Here is a 21,156-nt window from a genome sequence, read left to right on the forward strand (position 1 = left end):
GGCCAAGGGCCGCCGTTTTGCTTTAAGATGGCGGCCTTTCCGCTTGATGCCGCCTTGGAGCCGCAATGACCGCCAACGCCACGCCCCTCTCCCCGACGCTGGAGCTTGCCTGCGAGCTGATTCGCCGTCCGTCCGTCACGCCGCTCGATGAAGGCTGCCAGGAACAGATGACGCGCCGCCTTGCCGCCTGCGGCTTCGTCATCGAGCCGATGCGGATCGAGGAAGTGGACAACTTCTGGGCCAGCCACGGCAGCCAAGAAGGTCCCGTACTGTGCTTTGCCGGACACACCGATGTAGTCCCAACTGGCCCAGTACATAACTGGCAGCACCAGCCATTCGATGCGCTGATTGATGAAGACGGCATGCTCTGCGGCCGTGGCGCAGCGGATATGAAAGGCAGCCTGGCGTCGATGATCATCGCCGTTGAGCGCTTTGTCGCCGAATACCCGAACCACAAAGGCCGTATCGCCTTTCTGATCACCAGCGACGAAGAAGGTCCGGCGCATAACGGCACCAAGGCCGTGGTCGAGCGCCTGCGCGAACGTAATGAACGCCTGGACTGGTGCATCGTCGGCGAACCGTCGAGCACCTCCCAGGTTGGTGACGTGGTGAAAAACGGTCGCCGCGGCTCCCTCGGCTGCACCCTCACCGTACGCGGCAAACAAGGTCACGTGGCCTACCCACATCTGGCGCGCAACCCGATTCACCTGGCCGCGCCGGCCCTGGCCGAACTGGCAGCAGAGCATTGGGACGACGGCAACGCGTTCTTCCCGCCGACCAGCTTCCAGATCTCCAACCTCAACGCCGGCACCGGCGCGACCAACGTGATTCCGGGTGAGTTGAAAGCCATCTTCAACTTCCGTTTCTCTACCGAATCGACGGTCGAGGGGCTGCAGCAGCGTGTTGAGGCCATCCTCAACAAACACGGCCTGGATTTCGAGCTGGACTGGGCGCTCTCCGGCCTGCCCTTCCTCACCGAGCCGGGTGCATTGCTCGACGCCGTGGCCGCCAGTATCAAGGCGGTCACCGGCCGCGACACCAAACCCTCGACCAGCGGCGGCACCTCGGACGGGCGCTTTATCGCCACCCTCGGCACCCAGGTGGTCGAACTCGGCCCGGTCAACGCCACCATCCACCAGATCGACGAGCGCGTACTGGCCAGTGATCTGGATGTGCTGACCGAGATCTACTATCAAACCCTGGTCAATCTGCTCGCATGCTGATCTGCCCGATCTGCCAGGCGCCGCTGCAGATGCTCGACAACGGCGTCACCTGTCCGGCCAACCACCGCTTTGACCGCGCGCGTCAGGGTTACCTGAACCTATTGCCGGTGCAACACAAGAACAGCCGCGACCCTGGCGACAATGCCGCCATGGTCGAGGCACGGCGGCGCTTTCTCGAAGGTGGTCATTACGCACCGCTGGCCAAACGCCTGGCTGAACTGGCCGCCAGCTACCAGCCGGCGCGCTGGCTGGATATCGGTTGCGGCGAGGGTTACTACACCGCGCAGATCGCCGATGCCCTTCAGCAGGCTGATGGCTACGCTCTGGATATCTCCCGCGAGGCGGTCAAGCGCGCCTGCAAGCGCGCGCCCCAGCTCAACTGGCTAGTGGCGAGCATGGCCCGCGTGCCACTGAGTGATGCCAGCTGCCAACTGCTCGCCAGCGTCTTCAGCCCACTCGACTGGCAGGAAGCCAAGCGTCTGCTCGCCCCCGGCGGCGGCTTGCTGCGCATGGGGCCGACGAACGAACACCTGATGGAACTGCGCCAGAAGCTGTATGACGAAGTGCGCGACTACGATGATCAGAAGCATCTGGAACTGATCCCCGAGGGCATGCGTCTGGCTCACAGCGAAACCCTCAGGTTCAATCTGCATCTGCCCAGCAGCGAAGCCCGTGCCGACCTGCTGGCCATGACCCCGCACGGCTGGCGCGCCAGCGCCGAACGCCGCGCGGCGGTGATCGCCGAACCCTGCGACGTGACTGTTGCCATCCGCTACGACTGGATCGAGAGACTATGACCATGCGCCAACCGGATATCGAGATCTACCTGAAAGACGCCGACCACACTGCCATCGGCGAGTGGTTGAATAGCGCTCTTGGCAGCTGCACGCCCTGGCAGCAGAAAGGCCAGACCTACAAATGCATGGCCGGTAACGTACCGATCACCTGGCTGCCCAAGGCCGTCGGCAAATGGCACAGCCTGTTTCTGGAAAGCGACGCCACCCCCTGGGCCGACGACCTGGCCTGCGCCCAGGCCGCCTTCGCCGCCCTGAATGTCGAAGTGCGCTGCGCACCCGGCGGCTGGCAGGAAGAAGAAAGCGACGAGCAGGCCGATCGCTGGATGCGTATCAGCGCCGATGGGGTGGAGGAAATCACCTGGCGCACCGCTTAACCGACCGCTGAAAACTACTGCACTCGGCTAGGTTTTCAACAAGCGCTGTTAAGCAGATACAAAAAACCCCGCCTAGGCGGGGTTTTGTTTAACCGGACGTTTACTTCTTGCCCCGTTTCTTCAGTTCTTCGTCACGCAGTTCACGGCGCAGGATTTTGCCAACGTTGGTGGTCGGCAGCACATCGCGGAACTCCACGGCTTTCGGCACCTTGTAACCGGTGACGTTGGCACGCATGTGCTCCATGACCTGCTCTTTGGTCAGGGTTTCACCCGGTTTGACCACCACGAAGATCTTGATCGCCTCGCCCGACTTCTCATCCGGCACACCGATGGCCGCGCACTGCAGCACACCTGGCAGCGTGGCCAGCACATCTTCCAGCTCGTTCGGGTAGACGTTGAAGCCCGACACCAGAATCATGTCCTTCTTGCGGTCGACGATGCGCATGTAACCGTCTTCCTGGATCACCGCGATATCGCCGGTCTTCAACCAGCCCTCGGCGTCGAGGATTTCGTCGGTGGCTTCCTGGCGCTGCCAGTAGCCCTTCATCACCTGCGGACCTTTTACGCACAGCTCGCCAATCGAACCCAGCGGCTGCTCGACGCCTTCGTCGTCGATTACCTTGCACACTGTCGACGGCACCGGAATACCGATGGTGCCGATCTGGATATTGCTGAACGGGTTGACCGAGGCCACCGGGCTGGTTTCGGTCATGCCGAAGCCTTCGCAGATCGAGCAACCAGTCACTTGCTTCCAGCGCTCGGCGGTCGCCAGCTGCAACGCCATGCCGCCGGAGAAGGTGGCCTTCAAGGTGGAGAAGTCCAGCTTGCGGAAGTCTTCGTTGTTGCACAGGGCAACGAACAGAGTATTGAGACCGACAAAACCGGTGAACTTGTATTTGGCCAGGTCCTTGGTCATGGCTGGCAGGTCACGCGGGTTGGTGATCAGCACGTTGTGCCCACCAATCAGCATCATTGCCATGCAATGGAAGGTGAAGGCATAGATGTGGTACAGCGGCAGCGGCGCAATCAGCACTTCGCTGCCTTCGCTCATTTCCGAGCCCATCAGCGCTTTGACCTGCAGCATATTGGCGATCAGGTTGCGGTGGGTGAGCATCGCGCCCTTGGCCACGCCAGTGGTGCCGCCGGTGTATTGCAGCACGGCGATATCGCCATTGCTCGGCGCTGCATCCTTGGGTGCCTGGCCACGGCCTTTGCCCATGGCGGCGGTGAATTTGATGGCGTGCGGCAGGTTGTAGGCCGGGACCATCTTCTTCACATGCTTGACCACGGTATTGACCAGCAGGCGCTTGAGCGGCGAGAGCATGTCACCGACTTCGGTGATGATGACCGTCTTGATCCCGGTTTTCGGCAGAACCTGTTCAGCCAAATGGGCCATGTTGGCCAAGCTGACCAGAGCCTTGGCGCCGGAATCGTTGAACTGGTGTTCCATTTCCCGGGCGGTGTACAGCGGGTTGGTGTTGACCACCACCAGACCGGCGCGCAGAGCACCGAAGACCACAATCGGGTACTGCAGCACGTTGGGCAGTTGCACGGCAATCCGGTCGCCGGGCTGCAGGTCGGTGTTCTGCTGCAAGTAGGCGGCAAAGATGCCGGACAACTCGTACAGCTCACCGTAGGTAATAGTTTTACCCATATTGCTGAAAGCTGGCTTGTCGGCGAAGCGTTGGCAGGACTCTTTCAGTACCGCCTGGATGTTCGGGTACTGGTCAGGATTGATTTCGGCAGCAATCCCAACGGGATACTTATCCTTCCAAAAGTTTTCGGTCATGGAAGCCCACTCCTCAGCAACAGCTTGATCTTCACCGCGCGTAGACGGTTGTTTATTGTAGATTTGCGTGTTTTCTGCGATTTGAACGGCAAAGAAATTGCCGGGAGCAATTTTGGACGTCGCACAGCGCCGGCCCAAAAAGGCTGGTCGCCATGGATGATGGATCACAAAAAAGCCGCCCGAGAGTAGCAGCTTTGCTAAACAGCGACCAGCACCAATAAGCGCCGCGGCAGTCATAAAAGTGACCAATCACAACCATCTGGTCATTTCTATAATTTCGCTGAAACCGGCGGGCTATAGGCGTTGCGCAAGAACGGAAGGGTTCCAGCGCAACCGCAGGTGGCCTGCGGCATGCGCTGAAACGGTCCGACTTTCAAGGATCAGGCGATATCGCGCAGCTCTCGGCGCAAGATCTTGCCGACCGGCGTCATCGGCAATGAATCACGGAAGACAATCTGCTTGGGCACCTTGTAGCCGGTGAAGTTTTCCTTGCAGTAAGCCTTCAGCTCATCGGCGCTGAGGCTGCTGTCGCGGGCCACTACAAACAGTTTTACTGCTTCCCCAGACTTCTCGTCCGGCACACCGATGGCCGCGCAGCTGGCGACCTTCGGGTGGGCCATGACCACATCTTCGATTTCGTTGGGGTACACGTTAAAGCCGGAGACAATGATCATGTCCTTCTTGCGGTCGACGATGCGCACGAAACCGTCCGGGTCGATCACCGCCACGTCACCGCTCTTGAACCAGCCCTCGGCGTCCAGCACCTCGGCGGTGGCTTCTTCGCGGTTCCAGTAGCCCTTCATCACCTGTGGGCCTTTGATGCACAGCTCGCCACGCTCGCCCAGCGGCTGCTCGACGCCATCATCATCGATGACCTTGAACGCCGTGCCCGGCACCGGAATGCCCACAGTGCCCAAACGCGCTTTGTCGCCATAGGGATTGGTGCTGGCCACCGGTGAGGTTTCGGTCAGGCCATAGCCTTCAACCACGGTGCAGCCAGTCATCGCCTGCCAACGCTCAGCGGTGGCTTTGACCAGAGCGGTACCGCCGGAATTGGTGACCTTGAGCTTAGAGAAATCCAGCTTCTGGAATTCGGGGTTATCCATCAGCGCGACAAACAGCGTATTGAGGCCCAGCAACGCGGAAAACTGCCACTTGCCCAGCTCCTTGACGAAGCCTGGGATGTCACGCGGGTTGGTGATCAGCACGTTGTGGTTGCCGTTGACCATCATGCACATGCAGTTCGCGGTGAAAGCATAGATATGGTACAGCGGCAGCGGCGCGATCATGATTTCCTGGCCCTGCTTCATCAGCGGGGTGCCATCGTTGCCCAGCTGTGACAGGCAAGCATCGACCTGCAGCATATTGGCCACCAGATTGCCGTGGGTGAGCATCGCGCCCTTGGCCACGCCAGTGGTACCGCCGGTGTATTGCAGCACGGCGATGTCTTCCTGGCCGACTTTGACCGGTTTCAGTGCATGACCATGGCCCTGCTTGAGGGCGTCCTTGAATGCCACCGCCTGCGGCAGGTGGTAGTCGGGAATCATCTTCTTGACCTTTTTTACCACGGTGTTGACCAGCCAGCCCTTGAGGCTCGGCAACATGTCACCCATCTTGGCTTCGATCAGGTAGTCGATCTCGGTATCCGGCAATACGTCCTGTACCAGCTTGCCGAACATATTCAGGTAGACCAACGCACGTACGCCGGCATCCTTGAACTGGTGACGCATCTCGCGGGCGGTATACAGCGGGTTGGTATTGACCACGATCAGCCCGGCGCGCATGGCACCGAACACGGCAATCGGGTACTGCAGCACGTTGGGCATCTGCACGGCGATACGCTCACCCGGCTGCAGGTCAGTGTGCTTTTGCAGGTAGGCGGCAAAAGCCGCCGATAGACGATCAAGCTCGGCGTAAGTCAGGGTCACGCCCAGGTTACTGAAAGCGGGCCGGTCGGCGAACTTCTTGCACGAGCGCTCGAACACCTCAATCACCGACTTATAAGCCCCCAGGTCGATGTCATTGGGTACGCCGGCCGGGCGTTTGTCGCTCCAGAAATCAGGCTGCATTATTTTTATCCTCTTGCCCTGAAATAATCCTTATCCGCATCGCGGAGTTGGCTGGAAGTTAACAGCTAACGCCAAACAGGCAAATAGCCAGGCTGCGTCATTGACGCACTGAATCTTGCAGCTCCGTGTGGAACTATCCTGCCGCGCCGCCTATAACCAATCTGCCCCCTCAGCTGTGGTCGCTCATGCCTATCGTGCTATTAGCTGCAACATTGCTGTTTCTCATCGCGCAATCGGCGCAGGCCGAACCACAGCTGCGCATGGCCACCCTGGAATACCCGCCCTACAGCTCTGAACATCTACCGGATGGCGGCAGCATCGTTGCCCTGACCCGTCGCGCCTTTGCTGTGCGCGGCTATCAAGTACAGATCGACTTTCTGCCCTGGGCGCGGGTACGCGTGGAACTGGGCAACGGCAACTACCAAGGCGCGCTGGCCCTATGGCCCAAGGAAGTCAAAGAGGAAGGCCTACAGCCCTCGCGCCCGCTGTTCTACAGCGAGCTGGGTTTGTTTATCCGCAACGACTATCCGCTGCAGTTCAGCCAGCTGCAGGAACTACGCGGCAAAACCCTGGGCATTGTGCGTGGTTACGGCTACCCACAACATATTCTCGACGCCGGGCTGACGCTCGAATACGCCGTGGACGACATCAGCAACCTGCGCAAACTCAATGCCCGACGCTTCGACATGGTGCTGCTCGAGCGCATTGTCGGTAACCACCTGATCACCCACGATGAGCAGCTGCGCGGCAAACTCAGCTGGCACGGCAATGTGCTGGAGCGCATCCCGCTACTGGTCGGCTTTACTCCGAAAAGGGCCGATGAGCCAGACTGGAGCGCCGTGTTTGAACAGGGCCTGCGCGATCTGCACCGCAGCGGCGAATATATGCAGATATTGCGCAGCCATAACCCTTGAGCTCGCGCGGACTTTGCGTCGCGCCGCGCGGGGTGCACAATGCGCAGCTTCTGCAGGCTTAAGGGATTCGCCATGCTCCACCAAGCGTTCTGGCTCAATAGCACCGATGCAGCGCCCCTCTACGTCAATCGTTGGTACGCCGAGCAGCCACCCAAGGCGCTGCTGATGGTCGCTCACGGCATGGCCGAGCACAGCGGGCGTTATGCACGCCTGGCCGAAGCGCTGGTGGCGCAGGGTTTCGAGGTGTATGCGCATGACCAGCGCGGGCATGGCAGGACTGCCGAACACGGCCTGCTCGGCCACTATGCCGACAGCAATGGCTGGAACCTGGTGGTCAATGACCTGGCCCAGCTCAACCACCATATACGCCAGACCCACCCGCAAACGCCGATTTTCCTCCTCGGCCATAGTATGGGCAGCTACATCGGCCAGGCCTACCTGATGCAGCACAGCTGCAGCCTGCAGGGCGCAATTCTTTCCGGCTCCAACTACCAGCCCGTGGCGCTGTACCGCGCCGGCCAGTTACTGGCGCGCTTCGAGTGCTGGCGGCAAGGTCCGCAGGCTTACAGCGCCCTGCTCGAATTCGCCTCATTCGGCTCATTCAACAAGGCCTTCAAGCCCAACCGCACCGCCTTCGACTGGCTGAGCCGCGACCCGCTGGAGGTCGATAAATACGTCAACGACCCGCTATGCGGTTTCCGCTGCAGCAACCAGCTGTGGGTCGACCTGCTCGGTGGCTTGCAACAGATCACCCCATTGCACAGCCTGGCGCAGATTGACAGCAGCCTGCCATTGCTGGTGATTGGCGGCGCCTGTGACCCGGTCAGCGACGGCCGTCGTCAGCAGGACCTGGGCAATGCCCTGCTAGCCGCCGGCAACTCGCATGTGCAGGTGAAAATCTACCCGGACGCTCGACACGAGCTGCTCAACGAGAGCAACCGCGACGAAGTGACCGCCTACATCATCGACTGGTTGCAACAGGCCCTCAGCCAACCGCGCCAGCGCCATCTACAGAACCAAGAGAGTCATCCATGAGCCAAAGCAGCAACACGCCCTACGACGCCCTCGAAGTCGGCCAGACGGCCAGCTACAGCAAGACCGTCAGCGAACGCGATATCCAGCTGTTTGCCGAGGTTTCCGGCGACCATAACCCGGTACACCTGGATGCCGAATACGCCGCCACCACCATGTTCAAGGAGCGTATCGCCCACGGCATGTTCAGTGGCGCATTGATTAGCGCCGCCGTGGCCTGCGAACTGCCTGGCCCGGGCACTATTTACATCGGCCAGAGCATGCGTTTTACCGCACCGGTAAAACTCGGTGACACCCTCACCGTGCGCCTGGAAATCCTCGAAAAACTGCCGAAATTCCGCGTGCGTGTGGCCACTCGCGTGTTCAACCAGAACGATGAACTGGTGGTGGACGGCGAAGCGGAAATTCTAGCCCCACGTAAAGCACAGACTGTTGAACTGACCAAGTTACCGCCGATCACCATCGGCTAAAACTGCTCACGCTCGCCTGCCCATTGCTCGGCGACAAGATCGTCGCCGCCTGCGGCAGTGCACTGCCCTTCTACAAAATCGCGCCCGGGCAATCGGCCTCGGCGCTTCTGGAGATTTTCATGTCACTGTCCATGTACCAAGCATCCATCCCGGTCTTTACCCGTCAGCTGAATAACCTGTCGACCATCCTCAGCATCGCTGCCGCCCACGCCGAAGACAAAAAAATCGAGCAGAGCGTATTTCTCAATGCGCGCCTGGCACCCGATATGTTCCCACTGAGCCGCCAGGTGCAGATCGCCTGCGACGGCGCCAAGGCTGGCGCTGCACTGCTGGCTGAAGTAGAAGCACCGAGCCATGCCGACGACGAAACCAGCTTCGCCGAACTGCAAGCGCGCATCGCCAAAACCCTGAGCTTTCTGCAAGGCCTGAACGCCGCACAGATCGACGGCAGCGAAGCCCGCACCATCACCCTCAAGCGCCGCGACAAGGAAACCCACTTCCAGGGCCAAGCCTTCCTGCTTGATCACGTGCTGCCAAACTTCTACTTCCACCTCACCACCGCCTACGCGATCCTGCGCCATAACGGCGTGAGTATCGGTAAGCGTGACTTCCTCGGCACCCGCTAAAAATCGATTTACGATCTGCTGCGCGTCGGCCCTGCCGCGTTAAAAACAGGCTCGGTAAGCCACTTGTGGCTAACGCGCTTTAGCGCGGCCCGAAGGGCGAGTGAAGCGAGTAATGCTCATTTACAGCCAGTAAACTCGCGTGCGAGCCCAGTCCGCTTGATTCGCTGCGCTCACCCTACGGGACAGCCGTTGGCTGTTACTAACGTAGCACCTTGCAGGTCTCTAGCTCGCGAGATCGTAAAACAGAACTTAAGAGTCGACAGCCTTAAAGCCGTGCCCACTGCCCATCCCCTCGATGGGCCTGCAGGTGCGGCAACACTGCCGCCAGCAAAGGCTCCTTAAACGCTTCCTGAAACCGATGTGCCAGGCCAGGTATCAGCTTTAATTCGCTGTTTTTAATATGCGCCGCCACATGCACACCGTGCATCACCGGTAGCAGCGGATCGGCCGTGCCATGCACCACCAAGGTTGGCACACGCAGACGGTTAAGCAGCTCGACCCGGCTTGGTTCCGCCAAGATCGCTAACAACTGCCGCTGCACACCTTCCGGATTAAACGCACGGTCGTAGGCGATCTGCGCCTGTTGCAGCAATAACTGCCGGTCATCGCTGACCGTGGGGCTGCCCAATGCCGCCAGCAGGTCGGCTTGTTGCTCCAACGCTATCGCGCGGTTGGGCGCTTCACGCTTGGCCAGCAGGCTCAGCAGCGCGCTGCTTGGTGTCGGCAGGCCCTGGGCACCGGAGCTGGTCATGATCAAGGTCAGGCTCTGCACCCGTTCAGGCGCAAGGTCAGCCATATGCTGGGCAATCATTCCGCCCATACTCGCTCCTAGCACATGCACCTGATCCACCGCCAAGGCATCCAGCAGGCCCAGGGCATCCACCGCCATATCACGCAGCCCATAGGGCGCAGCCACCGACAGGCCAAGCCGATAACGCAGCGCTTCATAGGTCAGATTGATTTCCGGCGCGCTGCCAGCCCAAGTGCTCAGGCCGACATCCCGGTTATCGAAGCAGATCACCCGAAAGCCTTGCTGACACAGGCGCGCAACCACTTCATCTGGCCAGTGGATCAGCTGCCCACCGAGACCCATAACCAGCAGCAGCGCCGGATCACTCTCACGGCCAATGCTCTGGTACGCCAGACGCACCTCGCCCACATCAGCCGTGTGCGTCGGCACCTGAGTATCACAACGCTGCGCCGCAAAAACCGGCAGGCCGCACAACAGTGCGGCGAAAAGAATCAACCCACGCATAACATCACCCAGACCTAGGGCAGCAGAACGCAGCCCCCCATTAAGGCGCGAGTGTGGTGATGTTTGTGCGAGCGCGCTGCCACACAAGCATGACAATTTAATGAAGGGAGACGAGCGGTCTCCCCTGCTAGATCTGATCGGGCGTGAGGGAGGCGCTTTTGCGGCGACAAAACTCTGCTCAAGCCAGCTCACTACGCAGCTGCCGTGCGGCAGATACCATATTGATCAGCGCTGCCTCAGTCTCCGGCCAGGCGCGGGTTTTCAGGCCGCAGTCCGGATTGACCCATAGGCGTTCGGCGGGTATGCGCTGGGCGGCCTTGCGCAGTAACTTGACCATCTCGCTGCTGTCCGGCACCCGTGGCGAGTGGATGTCATAGACCCCGGGGCCAATGTCGTTGGGGTAATCGAAGCGCTCAAAGGCCTCCAGCAGCTCCATGTCCGAACGTGAGGTTTCGATGGTGATCACGTCAGCATCCATGGCAGCGATGGACTCGATCACATCGTTGAACTCGCTGTAGCACATATGGGTGTGGATCTGCGTTTCATCGCGCACACCGGAGGCGCACAGACGGAACGCCTCGGTGGCCCAGTTCAAGTAGCCCTGCCACTGCGCCTGACGCAGCGGCAGGCCTTCACGGAACGCCGCTTCGTCGATCTGGATGACCTTGATCCCGGCGGTTTCCAGGTCAACCACCTCGTCACGAATGGCCAGGGCCAGCTGGCGCGCCTGCTGCTCACGGGAGATATCGTCACGCGGAAATGACCACATCAGCATGGTCACCGGGCCGGTCAGCATGCCCTTCATCACTTTATCGGTGAGGGTTTGTGCATAACCGATCCAGGCCACAGTCATGGCCTTGGGCCGGCTCAGATCGCCATAGATCACCGCTGGTTTGACGCAGCGCGAGCCATAGCTCTGTACCCAGCCAAAACGGGTAAAGGCATAACCGTCGAGCTGCTCGGCGAAGTATTCGACCATGTCATTGCGCTCGGCTTCGCCATGCACCAGCACATCCAGGCCAAGGTTTTCCTGCACCTGGACGGCGTGGCGAATCTCGCTGTGCATGGCCTCGGTGTAGTCACCTACCGAGAGCTTGCCAGCCTTGAACGCCTGACGTGCCAGACGGATGGCTGCGGTTTGCGGGAACGAACCAATGGTGGTGGTCGGGAACGACGGCAACCGCAGACGCGCACGTTGCAGCTCGATGCGCGTGGCAAACGGCGACTGCCGCTGGCTATCAGCGGCAGTAATGGCTGCCAAACGCGCCTGCACGGCAGGTTTGTGGATACGCGGTGATTGCGCACGGCTGGCCTGCACGGCATTGCTGGCCGCCACTGCGGCTTGCACCTGGGCGTTCTGCGGATCATTCAGAGCGCGGGTCAGCAGCGCAACTTCCTCGCACTTCTGCACGGCGAAGGCGAGCCAGCTTTTCAGCTCGTCATCCAGCTTATCTTCACGGTTCAGATCGACCGGGCTGTGCAGCAGCGAGCAGCTCGGCGCGACCCATAACCGTTCCCCCAGGCGCTTCTGAGCCTGTTGCAACGTCTCCAGCACAGCCTGCAGATCGGTACGCCAAACGTTGCGGCCGTTGACCACGCCTAGAGACAGCACTTTATAGGCCGGCAGGCGGTCGAGAATGGTCGGGAACTGCTCGGGGGCTCGCACCAGGTCGATATGCAGGCCGTCCACCGGCAGGCTGGCGGCCAGGCCGAGGTTGTCTTCCAGGCCGGCAAAATAGGTGGCGATCAGCTTCTTGCCCGGTTCACGCTGCAGCAGGTTATAGGCACGCTCGAATGCATTCTTCCAGTCTTGCGGCAGGTCCAGCCCCAGGATCGGCTCGTCAATCTGCACCCACTCCACCCCCTGAGCGACCAAGCGCTGGAGAATTTCGCCGTAGACCGGCAGCAAACGCTCCAGCAGGTCGAGTTTGTCGAAATCGGCGCCCTTGGCTTTGCCCAGCCACAGATAGGTCAGCGGGCCGATCAGCACCGGTTTGATGCGGTGACCCAAGGCGCGCGCTTCTTCTACTTCATCAAACAGTTGTTCCCAGCTCAGCTGGAAATGCTGGTCGGCCGTGAGTTCAGGGACCAGGTAGTGGTAGTTAGTATCGAACCACTTGGTCATCTCTTGCGCATGAGCACCACCGCAACAGGTGTTCTGGCTGCTCTTGTTTCCAACGGCACCACGCGCCATGCCAAACAGGGTATCCAGGGTCGGCTTGCCATTTGCTGGGCGAAAGCGCTCGGGGATCACGCCAAAGGTCAGTGAGTGGGTGAGCACTTGGTCATACCAGGCGAAGTCACCGACCGGTAGCAAGTCAATGCCGGCGTCTTTCTGCACTTGCCAATGGGCGGCGCGCAGCTGACGGCCGACCATCTGCAGACCGGCCTTATCCAGTTCACCTTTCCAGTAGGCCTCCAGGGCTTTTTTCAGTTCACGGTCGCGACCGATACGCGGAAAACCAAGGGAATGGGACAGGGCCATGTCAGAACGCTCCAGCAGATCAATAAGATGCAGCCATTCTCGGCATCCTGCCTAAGTGAGACAAACTCAATCTATTCGCCTTGATCTACAGTTTTACTCATGTTCTGCTTGTCGCCAGAATCCCGCCCTGCCAAAAACCGAGGCCCGCCATGCTCGAATTGCGCCACCTGAAAACCCTGCATGCCCTGCGCGAAAGCGAAAGCCTGGTGGATGCTGCCGAGCGCTTGCACCTGACCCAATCAGCACTCTCCCATCAGTTCAAGGAGTTGGAAGAACGCCTGGGCATGCAGCTGTTCGTGCGCAAGACCAAGCCGGTACGCTTTACCAGCGCCGGTCTGCGCCTGTTGCAGCTGTCCGACACGGTATTGCCGCTGCTGCGCGGGGCCGAACGCGATCTGGCGCGCCTGGCCGGCGGTACAGCCGGCCGCCTGCATATGGCCATCGAATGTCACAGCTGCTTCCAGTGGCTGATGCCGACCATCGACCAGTTCCGCGATGCCTGGCCAGAGGTGGAACTGGATTTGGCCTCGGGCTTCTCCTTCGCTCCGCTGCCGGCGCTGGCACGCGGCGATCTGGACTTGGTGGTGACCAGCGACCCCGTCGAGCTGGCCGGTATCACCTATGTGCCGCTGTTTACCTACGAGGCCATGCTGGCAGTGGCCAACCAGCATCCGCTGGCAAGCAGACCATGCATCAAACCTCAGGACCTGGCCACGGAAACCCTGATCACTTACCCGGTGGAACGTGATCGTTTGGATATCTTCACCCGTTTTCTCGAACCCGCCGATGTCGAGCCCGCTCAGGTACGCACCTCCGAGCTGACGGTGATGATGATGCAGCTGGTGGCCAGCGGTCGCGGGGTGTGCGGCCTGCCCAACTGGGCGCTGCATGAATACAGTTCACGCGGCTACGTAACCGCCAAGCGCCTGGGCGACAAGGGCTTGTTCGCCACCCTGTATGCAGGTATCCGCACCGACATGCTCGATGCGCCGTTTATGCGCGACTTCCTGCTGACCGCCAAGGACACCTCCTTCGCCAACCTCGAAGGCGTCAGCGTGGCGCGCGGCTAGAGTGAGTGTGCTTAGCTTGAATAAACCGCCACTTGAATATCGAGCACTGCATGCGTCGTTTGCTCACCGCTTTGCTGCTCTGTGCCGGCCTTTGCCAACCCGCACAGAGCCAGGAACCTATCCGCATCGCCATCGGCGAATGGCCGCCCTTTATCGGTGAGGCGCTGCCGCACTATGGGGTGGTGCCACAACTGATCAACGAAGCCTTCGCCACCCAGGGCATCAGCGTGGAATACGGCTTCTTCCCCTGGAAACGCGCCTATGCGGAAGTTAAACGGGGCCGCTGGCAAGCCTCGGCCATCTGGGGTCGCACGCCGGAGCGCGAGGCCGACTGCCTGTTTTCCACGGTGGTGTATCGCGATGAAGTGGTGCTGTTCTACCGCCGTGACAATCCCATCAGCTGGGACGGTAGCCTGGCCGGAGCCGAGCAGCTAAACGGCCTGCGCATCGGTATTCCGCTGGGCTCGGCGAAGATGCCGGTGCTGGAGCAAGCCGAACAACGCGGCTGGGTGCAGTACGAGGCAGGCGGTGATGAACTGATCAACCTGCGCAAGCTGGCCGCCGGGCGCATTGATGCGGTGGATATCGTTAAAGGCTCGGGTAGCCATGTACTCAGCCAGCTCAGCACCAAGGAGCGAGCCCGCCTGACCACCACGCAACCCTATGAAACCTGGGACTACCACTTGATCTTCTCCCGCCAGCTACCCGAGAGCGAACGCCTGCAGCAATTGTTCGACCAGGGCCTGCGTGAGCTCAAGGACAGCGGCCGCTACGCACAGCTCTGGCAACAGTTCCACTCGCCAACCGCCCCCTGACAGCCCCAATCGAATCGGACCACGGCAAAGCCTGTTACATCTGCCAGCTTGCCCATCGTGACCAACAGTCATAGCATGACCACCGGTCACGACTTTCGATAAATACCCATGCGCTACCAAAACCAACTCTTTGAACAACGCGAGAAAGCCCTCCTCGACGCGGCCCGCCAGCTGTTTGCCGAGCAGCCCTGGGACCGCGTAACCATTGCCGAAGTGGCGATTGCCGCCGGTATCGGCAAAGGCACGGTGTATAAACACTTCCCCAGTAAAGAAGCCCTGTATGCGCGCCTGGTGCTCGACCTCAGTCACGACAACTTGCTAGAACTGCGCGAGCTGCATGCCGCTAGCCCAGCGCAGGACGCCATGCGCCGAGTGATCCACCGCGCCTTCGAACAAATGCTGGCCAACCCGATCCAGGCGCAACTGTGTTTGCACTGCGACCGTCCGGAGTTTCAAGAGCGCCTGGAAACCCCATACCGTCAGCAGTTCCTCGATATGGAGCGCGAGTTCCAGCTGTTCTTCGGCGACATGCTCGGCGTCGCCTTAAACAACCAGGCGCTAAGCCAGCGCGACTGTCAGAACCTGTTGTGGGGCGTCGAGGCCTGCGTCAACGGGGTGATGGCGCGCATCGCCTCCGGTGGTTTTGTCCACTGGGCCGAACCGATTGCCCTGGATGAGTATTTCGCCCGCGTCACCGACTTCATCATTGCCGGCCTGCGTACACAGGCCGCTGAATTGCTTGCGCAAGCCCCTGCTCAACCTCATAGCCACGAGTAACCGCCATGTTCAGTCAGCTGTTCAAACGCCCCTGGTTGATCGCCGTCGCCATCAGCCTGCTGCTCGTGCTCTGGCTGTTCAGCGGTGCGCTGTTCAAGGCTCAGGAAACCGCCACGGCCGATGCGCCCACAGAAAAACAGGGCCTGGCCAAGGTTGAAGTGCAATGGCTGGAAGCCAGCCCGATGCAACGCCAACATGTGGTACAGGGGCAGATCGAAGCCTGGCGCCGGGTCGAATTGCGCTCGCAGATCAGCGGCACAGTGGTACGTCTGGATCAGGATAAAGGCAACCCGGTCAAGCAAGGCCAGCTACTGCTTAGCCTGTCCACGGACAACCGCCCGGCTCAGGTGGCCAAGGGTGAAGCGGATGTACGCCAGCGCGCTGCCGATGCCAGCGCTGCCGAACGACTGCGTGAACGCAACATGGTTTCCGCCAACGAGCTGATCCGCCTGCAGAGCGAGCTGGCCAAGGCCCGTGCCGAATTGGACCTGGCGCGCATTCAGCTGGGCAATACGCAGATCACTGCGCCCTTTGCCGGGGTGTATGACCAACGCATGGTCGAGCTGGGCGATTTCGTTCAGCCAGGACAAGGTCTGCTGACCCTGGTGGACATCAGCCAACTCAAGGTCAGCGCACAGATCGCCCAGCAGGAAGTCACCCAATTGACTTTGGGCCAGAGCGTGCGCGTCGAGTTGCTCGATGGCCGCGAACTGCAGGGCGAGCTGCACTTTATCGCCGCAGCTGCAGACCCCGGCTCACGCAGTTTCCGTATCGAGGTCAAGGTCGACAATCCGCAGGCTCTGCGCCTGGCGGGTGCCAGCGCCACCCTGCATGTACAGACTGGCGAAGCCCTGGCCCATCGCCTGTCACCCGCCCTGCTGAGCCTGGATAAAGCCGGCCGGCATGGCGTCAAGTGGGTGAATGAGCAGCAACAGGTGGAATTCACGCCCGTGCAACTGATCAGCGTCGACAACCAGGGGGCCTGGGTCAGCGGCCTGCCAAACAAGGTGGCCTTGATCACTCTCGGCCAAGGTTTTGTCGAGCCGGGCCAGCAGGTCATCAGCCAGCTGGCCAAAGGGGGTAGCTGATATGCATGGCCTGATCGCTGCAGCGCTCGATCGCAGCCGCACCAGCCTGTTGTTATTGCTGTTTCTTATGCTCGGCGGGCTGACGGCGTATTTCGCCATCCCCAAGGAAGCCAATCCGGATGTCAGCATCCCGATCATCTATGTCTCGGTAACCCTCGAAGGCATCAGCCCGGAAGACGCCGAGCGCCTGCTGGTAAGGCCGCTGGAGCAGGAGCTGCGCAGCCTCGAAGGGGTCAAGGAAATGCGCTCCATGGCCAGCGAAGGCCATGCTTCGGTGACTCTGGAATTCGATGCCGGCTTCAATGCCAAACTGGCCCTGGCCGATGTGCGCGAGAAGGTCGATACCGCGCGCAGCAAGTTGCCCGAGGAAGCCGAAGAGCCTACGGTCAATGAAGTCAACGTGGCGCTGTTTCCAGTGCTGTCGATTGGCCTCTCCGGGCCGATTGCCGAAACCGAACTGGTGTACATCGCCCGTCGCCTGAAAGAAAACGTCGAAGGCATCGCCGAAGTGCTGTCGGTAGAAATCGGCGGCGACCGCGAGGACCTGCTGGAGATCGTCGTCGACCCGCAGGTACTCGACAGCTACGGCATCGATTACAACGAGCTGTTCAATCTGATCAGTCGCAACAACCGTTTAGTTGCCGCCGGTAGCCTGGACACCGGTGCCGGGCGCATGAGCATGAAAGTGCCCGGGGTGATCGAAAACCTCGAAGACGTGCTGTCCATGCCGATCAAGGTGGTAGGCAACAGCGTGGTGACCTTCGGCGATGTCGCCACCATTCACCGCACCTTCAAGGACCCTACCGGTTACGCACGAATCAATGGCCAGCCGGCGGTGGTGCTGGAGGTGTCCAAACGCAGCGGCGCGAACATCATCGACACCATCGAGCAGGTCAAAGCGCTGATGGTCAAGGCTCAGCCGCTGCTGCCCGAAGGCCTCAAGATCAGCTACATCATGGATCAGTCGCAGCAGGTGAAAACCATGCTCAGCGACCTGCTCAACAACGTGATAACCGCCATCGTGCTGGTGCTGATTCTGGTGGTGGCGAGCATGGGTATGCGCTCGGCCTTGCTGGTTGGCTTGACTATTCCGGGGGCTTTTCTGACCGGCATTTTGCTGATTTGGATGCTCGGATTCACCCTGAATATCGTCGTGCTGTTCAGCCTGATTCTGGTCGCCGGCATGTTGGTCGATGGCGCCATTGTGGTGTCTGAGCTGGCCGACCGTTACCTGCACCAAGGGCAAACGCCGCGCCAGGCCTGGGCTAACGCTGCCACGCGAATGGCCTGGCCGGTAATCGCCTCCACTGCCACCACCCTGGTGGTGTTTCTGCCGCTGCTGTTCTGGCCCGGTGTGGTCGGCCAGTTTATGAAATACCTGCCGGCCACGGTCATCGTCTGCCTGCTGGCGTCGCTGGCCATGGCACTGGTGTTTCTGCCGGTACTCGGCGCGGTCACCGGCGGCCAGCCGCTGCCGCAAGCCACCCAGCCCGGCCGTGGCGCCGTAGGTTATCGACGCCTGCTGGGCAACTTGCTGAAACGCCCCGGCCTGACCCTGCTGGGCATGCTCGCAGTGATCGCGCTGATCTACACCGCCTATGGCCGCTTTAACCATGGTGTGGAGTTCTTCCCCGAAGTCGAACCGGAAAACGCGCAAATCTGGCTGCGCGCCCGTGGCGATTTATCCGTGCAAGAGAAAGACGTTCTGCTGCAAAAGGTGGAACAACGCCTGCTCGGCATGAGCGAGGTCAAGGCGCTGTATGCCCGCTCCCTGGCGCAGCCGGACGGCCAGCTCGGTGCGGATGTAATCGGCACCCTGCAGTTCCAGTTCGTCGAATGGCACGAGCGGCGCTCGGCCGGCAAGATTCTCGCGGACATGAGCACGCGCACTGCGGATATCCCCGGCATCGTTCTGGAATTCCGCAAGCAGGAAGAAGGCCCGAGCAGTGGTAAGCCGGTGAAACTGCAGGTCAGCTCGCTGGACCCGGCCAAGGCTGATCAGTGGGTCGAGCAGGTACGCGCCAATATGCAGCGCCTGGGCGGCTTCAAAGACATCGAGGATGACCGCGCCCTGCCGGGCATCGAATGGCGGGTCAAGGTCGACCGCGAGGCGGCCGCGCGTTTCGGCGCGGATGTGCTAAGCGTGGGCAATGCCGTGCAGATGGTTACCAATGGCCTGAAACTGGCCACCTACCGCCCAGAAGACGCCAATGATGAAGTGGATATCCGCGTGCGCCTACCGGCCAACTGGCGCTCCCTCGACCAACTCGGCCGGCTGACGCTGAACACCCCGGCCGGGCAGATTCCGCTGAGCAACTTCGTCTCCCTGCAACAGGCGCCCAAGGTCGGCACCCTGCGCAGGGTCGATGGCAACCGCACCATCACCGTGCAGGCCGATATAGCCGAAGGCGCGCGCCTGGACGAACGCCTGCAAGCCCTGCGCGCGGCCATGGGCGAAGTGTCCAGCGATGTGCAGGTGAAGTTCGCCGGCGAGGATGCAGACCAGCGTGAAGCCGCGACCTTCCTTGGTACCGCCTTTGCGGTGGCGATCTTCCTGATGTTTATCATCCTGGTAACCCAGTTCAACAGCATCTATCAGTCGCTGCTGGTGCTCTCGGCCATCGTTCTGTCCACCGCTGGAGTGCTGATGGGCCTGCTGGTCAACGGCCAGTCGTTCGGCATCGTCATGGTCGGTATGGGCCTGATCGCCCTGGCGGGCATCGTGGTGAACAACAACATCATCCTCATCGACACCTACAACCAGCTACGTCGCCAGGGTCTGGAGCCGCGTGAAGCGGCACTGGAAACAGGCAGTTTGCGCTTGCGCCCGGTGCTGCTCACTGCCGTCACTACGGTGCTCGGCCTGGTGCCAATGGTGATCGGGGTCAACGTCGACCTGCTCACCCCAAGCCTGGGCTTTGGCGCGCCGTCAACCCAGTGGTGGACCCAGCTGTCCAGTGCGATTGCCGGTGGCCTGAGCTTCGCCACTGTGCTGACTCTGCTGCTGACGCCTTGCCTGCTGGTGCTCGGTTCGCGCTTCGAGCGTCGCCCGCCGCCGCTGGAGACCTTCGACGATGACCTGTTCGACCTGCCGGAGCACCTACTGGCCAATGCGCCAGGCAAAACCGAGCTGCAACGCACGCCATAAAACCTATGCCCAGGTCAGCAGTGGCCTGGGCATAGCCCCCAACGAAAGCCTGGACTGCAGGCTGCGACTGGGTAGTCGGGCCGCCAGCCCGTACACTCGGCGCATCATTGCCGAGGGCACACCATGCGCACGCTTTATCAGTTCCCGATTTCCCACTACTGCGAAAAAACCCGTTGGCACCTGGACCACAAGGGCCTCGACTTTCAGGTCGACAACCTCTTCCCCGGCCTGCACCGATTGAAGAGCAAGCGCCTGGCGGATATCGTCACCCTGCCGATTCTCAGGGATGGCGACAGCGTGATTGGCGACTCCACGCAGATCGCCCTGTACTTGGAACAGCGCTACCCGCAGCGCCCATTGCTGCCGAGCGACGCCGCACAACGCGCCGAGGTACTGGAGCTGGAAGAACAGTTCGATCGCCTGGGCGTGCATGTACGGCGCTGGCTGTATGGCCAGATCAAACAGTGGGACTCGGTGATGCACGCCATGCTCAAGGTCTACCGTCCATTGCTGGGCCTGCGCGACCTGATGAAGCCGGTGCTGATCAACGGAGTACAACGCCTGTATGGCGTCACCCCACCGCGCGTGGCGAAGTCCCAGGCCGAGCTGCTCGAAGGCCTGGCGCTGATCGAATCACGCATCCACGGCGATCCGTCACGCTATCTGGTGGGTGAGCAACTGACCCTGGCCGATATCAGCGCCGCCGCGCTGTTCGCCCCGCTGTTCACACCAACCGGCACGCCATGGGCTGGCATCGCTGGGCATGACAGCAAAACCCAGGCCTTTCTCGATGAGCTGCACGCTCACCCAGCTGGCCAGTGGGTACTGCGCCGCTATGCCGAAGATCGTCAACGTAACTGAGTCGTTTCACTAAAGGATTCATGCCATGAACATCAGCGATATCCCCTTCGGCGTCACCGACTGGAACCAGGTCGAGCGCAGCGAACATGCCGGCGAAACCGGCATGGCCTATTGGCGCACCCAGGTGTTCGGCAATATCCGCGTGCGCATGGTCGAATACAGCGCCGGTTACCTGGCCGATCACTGGTGTAAGAAGGGCCATATCCTGCTGTGCCTGGATGGCGAACTGCACACCGAACTGGAAGATGGCCGGCGCTTTGTGATGACGGCGGGCATGAGCTATCAGGTCGCCGATCAAGCCGAAGCGCATCGCTCATCCACCACCAGCGGAGCGCGACTGTTTATCGTCGACTGAGGGCATAT

The 21,156-nt window shown here is 60.8% G+C and carries 18 protein-coding genes; 14 read left to right on the top strand and 4 right to left on the bottom strand.

All coding sequences use genetic code 11. The annotated features are described in order from the left end of the window. Positions 1–65 precede the first annotated feature (65 nt). Genes dapE through AACX99_RS05510 form a run of 3 tightly spaced genes read left to right on the top strand, consistent with a single transcriptional unit; the run spans position 66 to position 2,394 of the window. Positions 66–1,223: a succinyl-diaminopimelate desuccinylase gene (dapE, locus tag AACX99_RS05500; protein WP_339410098.1), complete on the top strand. Its 1,158-nt coding sequence runs from the start codon at positions 66–68 to the stop codon at positions 1,221–1,223. Continuing rightward, positions 1,217–2,020 (top strand): putative RNA methyltransferase, encoded by an 804-nt coding sequence (locus AACX99_RS05505; protein WP_339410099.1) that lies wholly within the window; start codon positions 1,217–1,219, stop codon positions 2,018–2,020. The genes dapE and AACX99_RS05505 overlap by 7 nt, the downstream gene beginning before the upstream one ends. A 2-nt stretch (positions 2,021–2,022) precedes the next feature. Continuing rightward, complete coding sequence (locus AACX99_RS05510) at positions 2,023–2,394, top strand: hypothetical protein (protein WP_339410577.1); 372 nt, start codon at positions 2,023–2,025, stop codon at positions 2,392–2,394. Between the two features lie 100 nt (positions 2,395–2,494). Here the strand turns inward: AACX99_RS05510 and fadD1 are convergent, their stop codons facing one another. Further along, on the bottom strand, positions 2,495–4,183 hold the full coding sequence (gene fadD1, locus AACX99_RS05515; RefSeq protein WP_339410100.1) for a long-chain-fatty-acid--CoA ligase FadD1: 1,689 nt from the start codon (positions 4,181–4,183) through the stop codon (positions 2,495–2,497). 380 nt (positions 4,184–4,563) lie between these two features. After that, entirely contained in the window at positions 4,564–6,252 is a 1,689-nt protein-coding gene (gene fadD2 / locus AACX99_RS05520; RefSeq protein WP_339410101.1) for a long-chain-fatty-acid--CoA ligase FadD2, read from the bottom strand. 185 nt (positions 6,253–6,437) lie between these two features. On the opposite strand from fadD2, the gene AACX99_RS05525 reads away from it, so the two are divergent. The 4 genes from AACX99_RS05525 (at position 6,438) to AACX99_RS05540 (ending at position 9,294) form a co-directional block, all read left to right on the top strand. Further along, the gene (locus AACX99_RS05525; RefSeq protein WP_339410102.1) at positions 6,438–7,166 is read left to right on the top strand and encodes a substrate-binding periplasmic protein; all 729 of its coding nucleotides are present in this window, start codon (positions 6,438–6,440) and stop codon (positions 7,164–7,166) included. Positions 7,167–7,238: 72 nt separating this feature from the next. After that, on the top strand, positions 7,239–8,201 hold the full coding sequence (locus AACX99_RS05530) for an alpha/beta hydrolase (RefSeq protein ID WP_339410103.1): 963 nt from the start codon (positions 7,239–7,241) through the stop codon (positions 8,199–8,201). Next, positions 8,198–8,668, top strand: a complete 471-nt coding sequence (locus AACX99_RS05535) for a MaoC family dehydratase (protein ID WP_305590930.1) — start codon at positions 8,198–8,200, stop codon at positions 8,666–8,668. The genes AACX99_RS05530 and AACX99_RS05535 overlap by 4 nt, the downstream gene beginning before the upstream one ends. 119 nt (positions 8,669–8,787) lie before the next feature. Beyond that, the gene (locus AACX99_RS05540) at positions 8,788–9,294 is read left to right on the top strand and encodes a DUF1993 domain-containing protein (RefSeq protein ID WP_339410106.1); all 507 of its coding nucleotides are present in this window, start codon (positions 8,788–8,790) and stop codon (positions 9,292–9,294) included. A gap of 265 nt (positions 9,295–9,559) precedes the next feature. Here AACX99_RS05540 and AACX99_RS05545 read toward each other — a convergent pair whose 3' ends face one another. Continuing rightward, complete coding sequence (locus AACX99_RS05545; RefSeq protein ID WP_339410108.1) at positions 9,560–10,549, bottom strand: alpha/beta fold hydrolase; 990 nt, start codon at positions 10,547–10,549, stop codon at positions 9,560–9,562. A gap of 178 nt (positions 10,550–10,727) precedes the next feature. Further along, entirely contained in the window at positions 10,728–13,034 is a 2,307-nt protein-coding gene (metE, locus tag AACX99_RS05550) for a 5-methyltetrahydropteroyltriglutamate--homocysteine S-methyltransferase (RefSeq protein ID WP_339410110.1), read from the bottom strand. Positions 13,035–13,183: 149 nt separating this feature from the next. Between metE and metR the strand changes: the two genes are divergently transcribed. From metR to AACX99_RS05585, 7 genes are all read left to right on the top strand, one after another. Beyond that, on the top strand, positions 13,184–14,104 hold the full coding sequence (metR, locus tag AACX99_RS05555) for a transcriptional regulator MetR (RefSeq protein WP_339410112.1): 921 nt from the start codon (positions 13,184–13,186) through the stop codon (positions 14,102–14,104). A 50-nt stretch (positions 14,105–14,154) separates the two neighbouring features. Next, positions 14,155–14,919 (top strand): substrate-binding periplasmic protein, encoded by a 765-nt coding sequence (locus AACX99_RS05560; RefSeq protein ID WP_339410113.1) that lies wholly within the window; start codon positions 14,155–14,157, stop codon positions 14,917–14,919. A 108-nt stretch (positions 14,920–15,027) separates the two neighbouring features. Further along, entirely contained in the window at positions 15,028–15,696 is a 669-nt protein-coding gene (locus tag AACX99_RS05565; RefSeq protein WP_339410114.1) for a TetR/AcrR family transcriptional regulator, read from the top strand. A gap of 5 nt (positions 15,697–15,701) precedes the next feature. Next, positions 15,702–16,784, top strand: a complete 1,083-nt coding sequence (locus AACX99_RS05570) for an efflux RND transporter periplasmic adaptor subunit (RefSeq protein WP_339410115.1) — start codon at positions 15,702–15,704, stop codon at positions 16,782–16,784. Position 16,785: 1 nt separating this feature from the next. Beyond that, positions 16,786–19,932, top strand: a complete 3,147-nt coding sequence (locus AACX99_RS05575; protein WP_339410117.1) for an efflux RND transporter permease subunit — start codon at positions 16,786–16,788, stop codon at positions 19,930–19,932. A 123-nt stretch (positions 19,933–20,055) separates the two neighbouring features. Further along, positions 20,056–20,793: a glutathione S-transferase family protein gene (locus AACX99_RS05580; RefSeq protein WP_339410119.1), complete on the top strand. Its 738-nt coding sequence runs from the start codon at positions 20,056–20,058 to the stop codon at positions 20,791–20,793. A gap of 25 nt (positions 20,794–20,818) precedes the next feature. Then, complete coding sequence (locus AACX99_RS05585; RefSeq protein ID WP_339410121.1) at positions 20,819–21,148, top strand: DHCW motif cupin fold protein; 330 nt, start codon at positions 20,819–20,821, stop codon at positions 21,146–21,148. The last annotated feature ends 8 nt before the right edge of the window (positions 21,149–21,156 follow it).

Origin of the sequence: Pseudomonas sp. EA_35y_Pfl2_R5 (assembly GCF_963970805.1) — a bacterium.
GTDB lineage: Bacteria > Pseudomonadota > Gammaproteobacteria > Pseudomonadales > Pseudomonadaceae > Aquipseudomonas.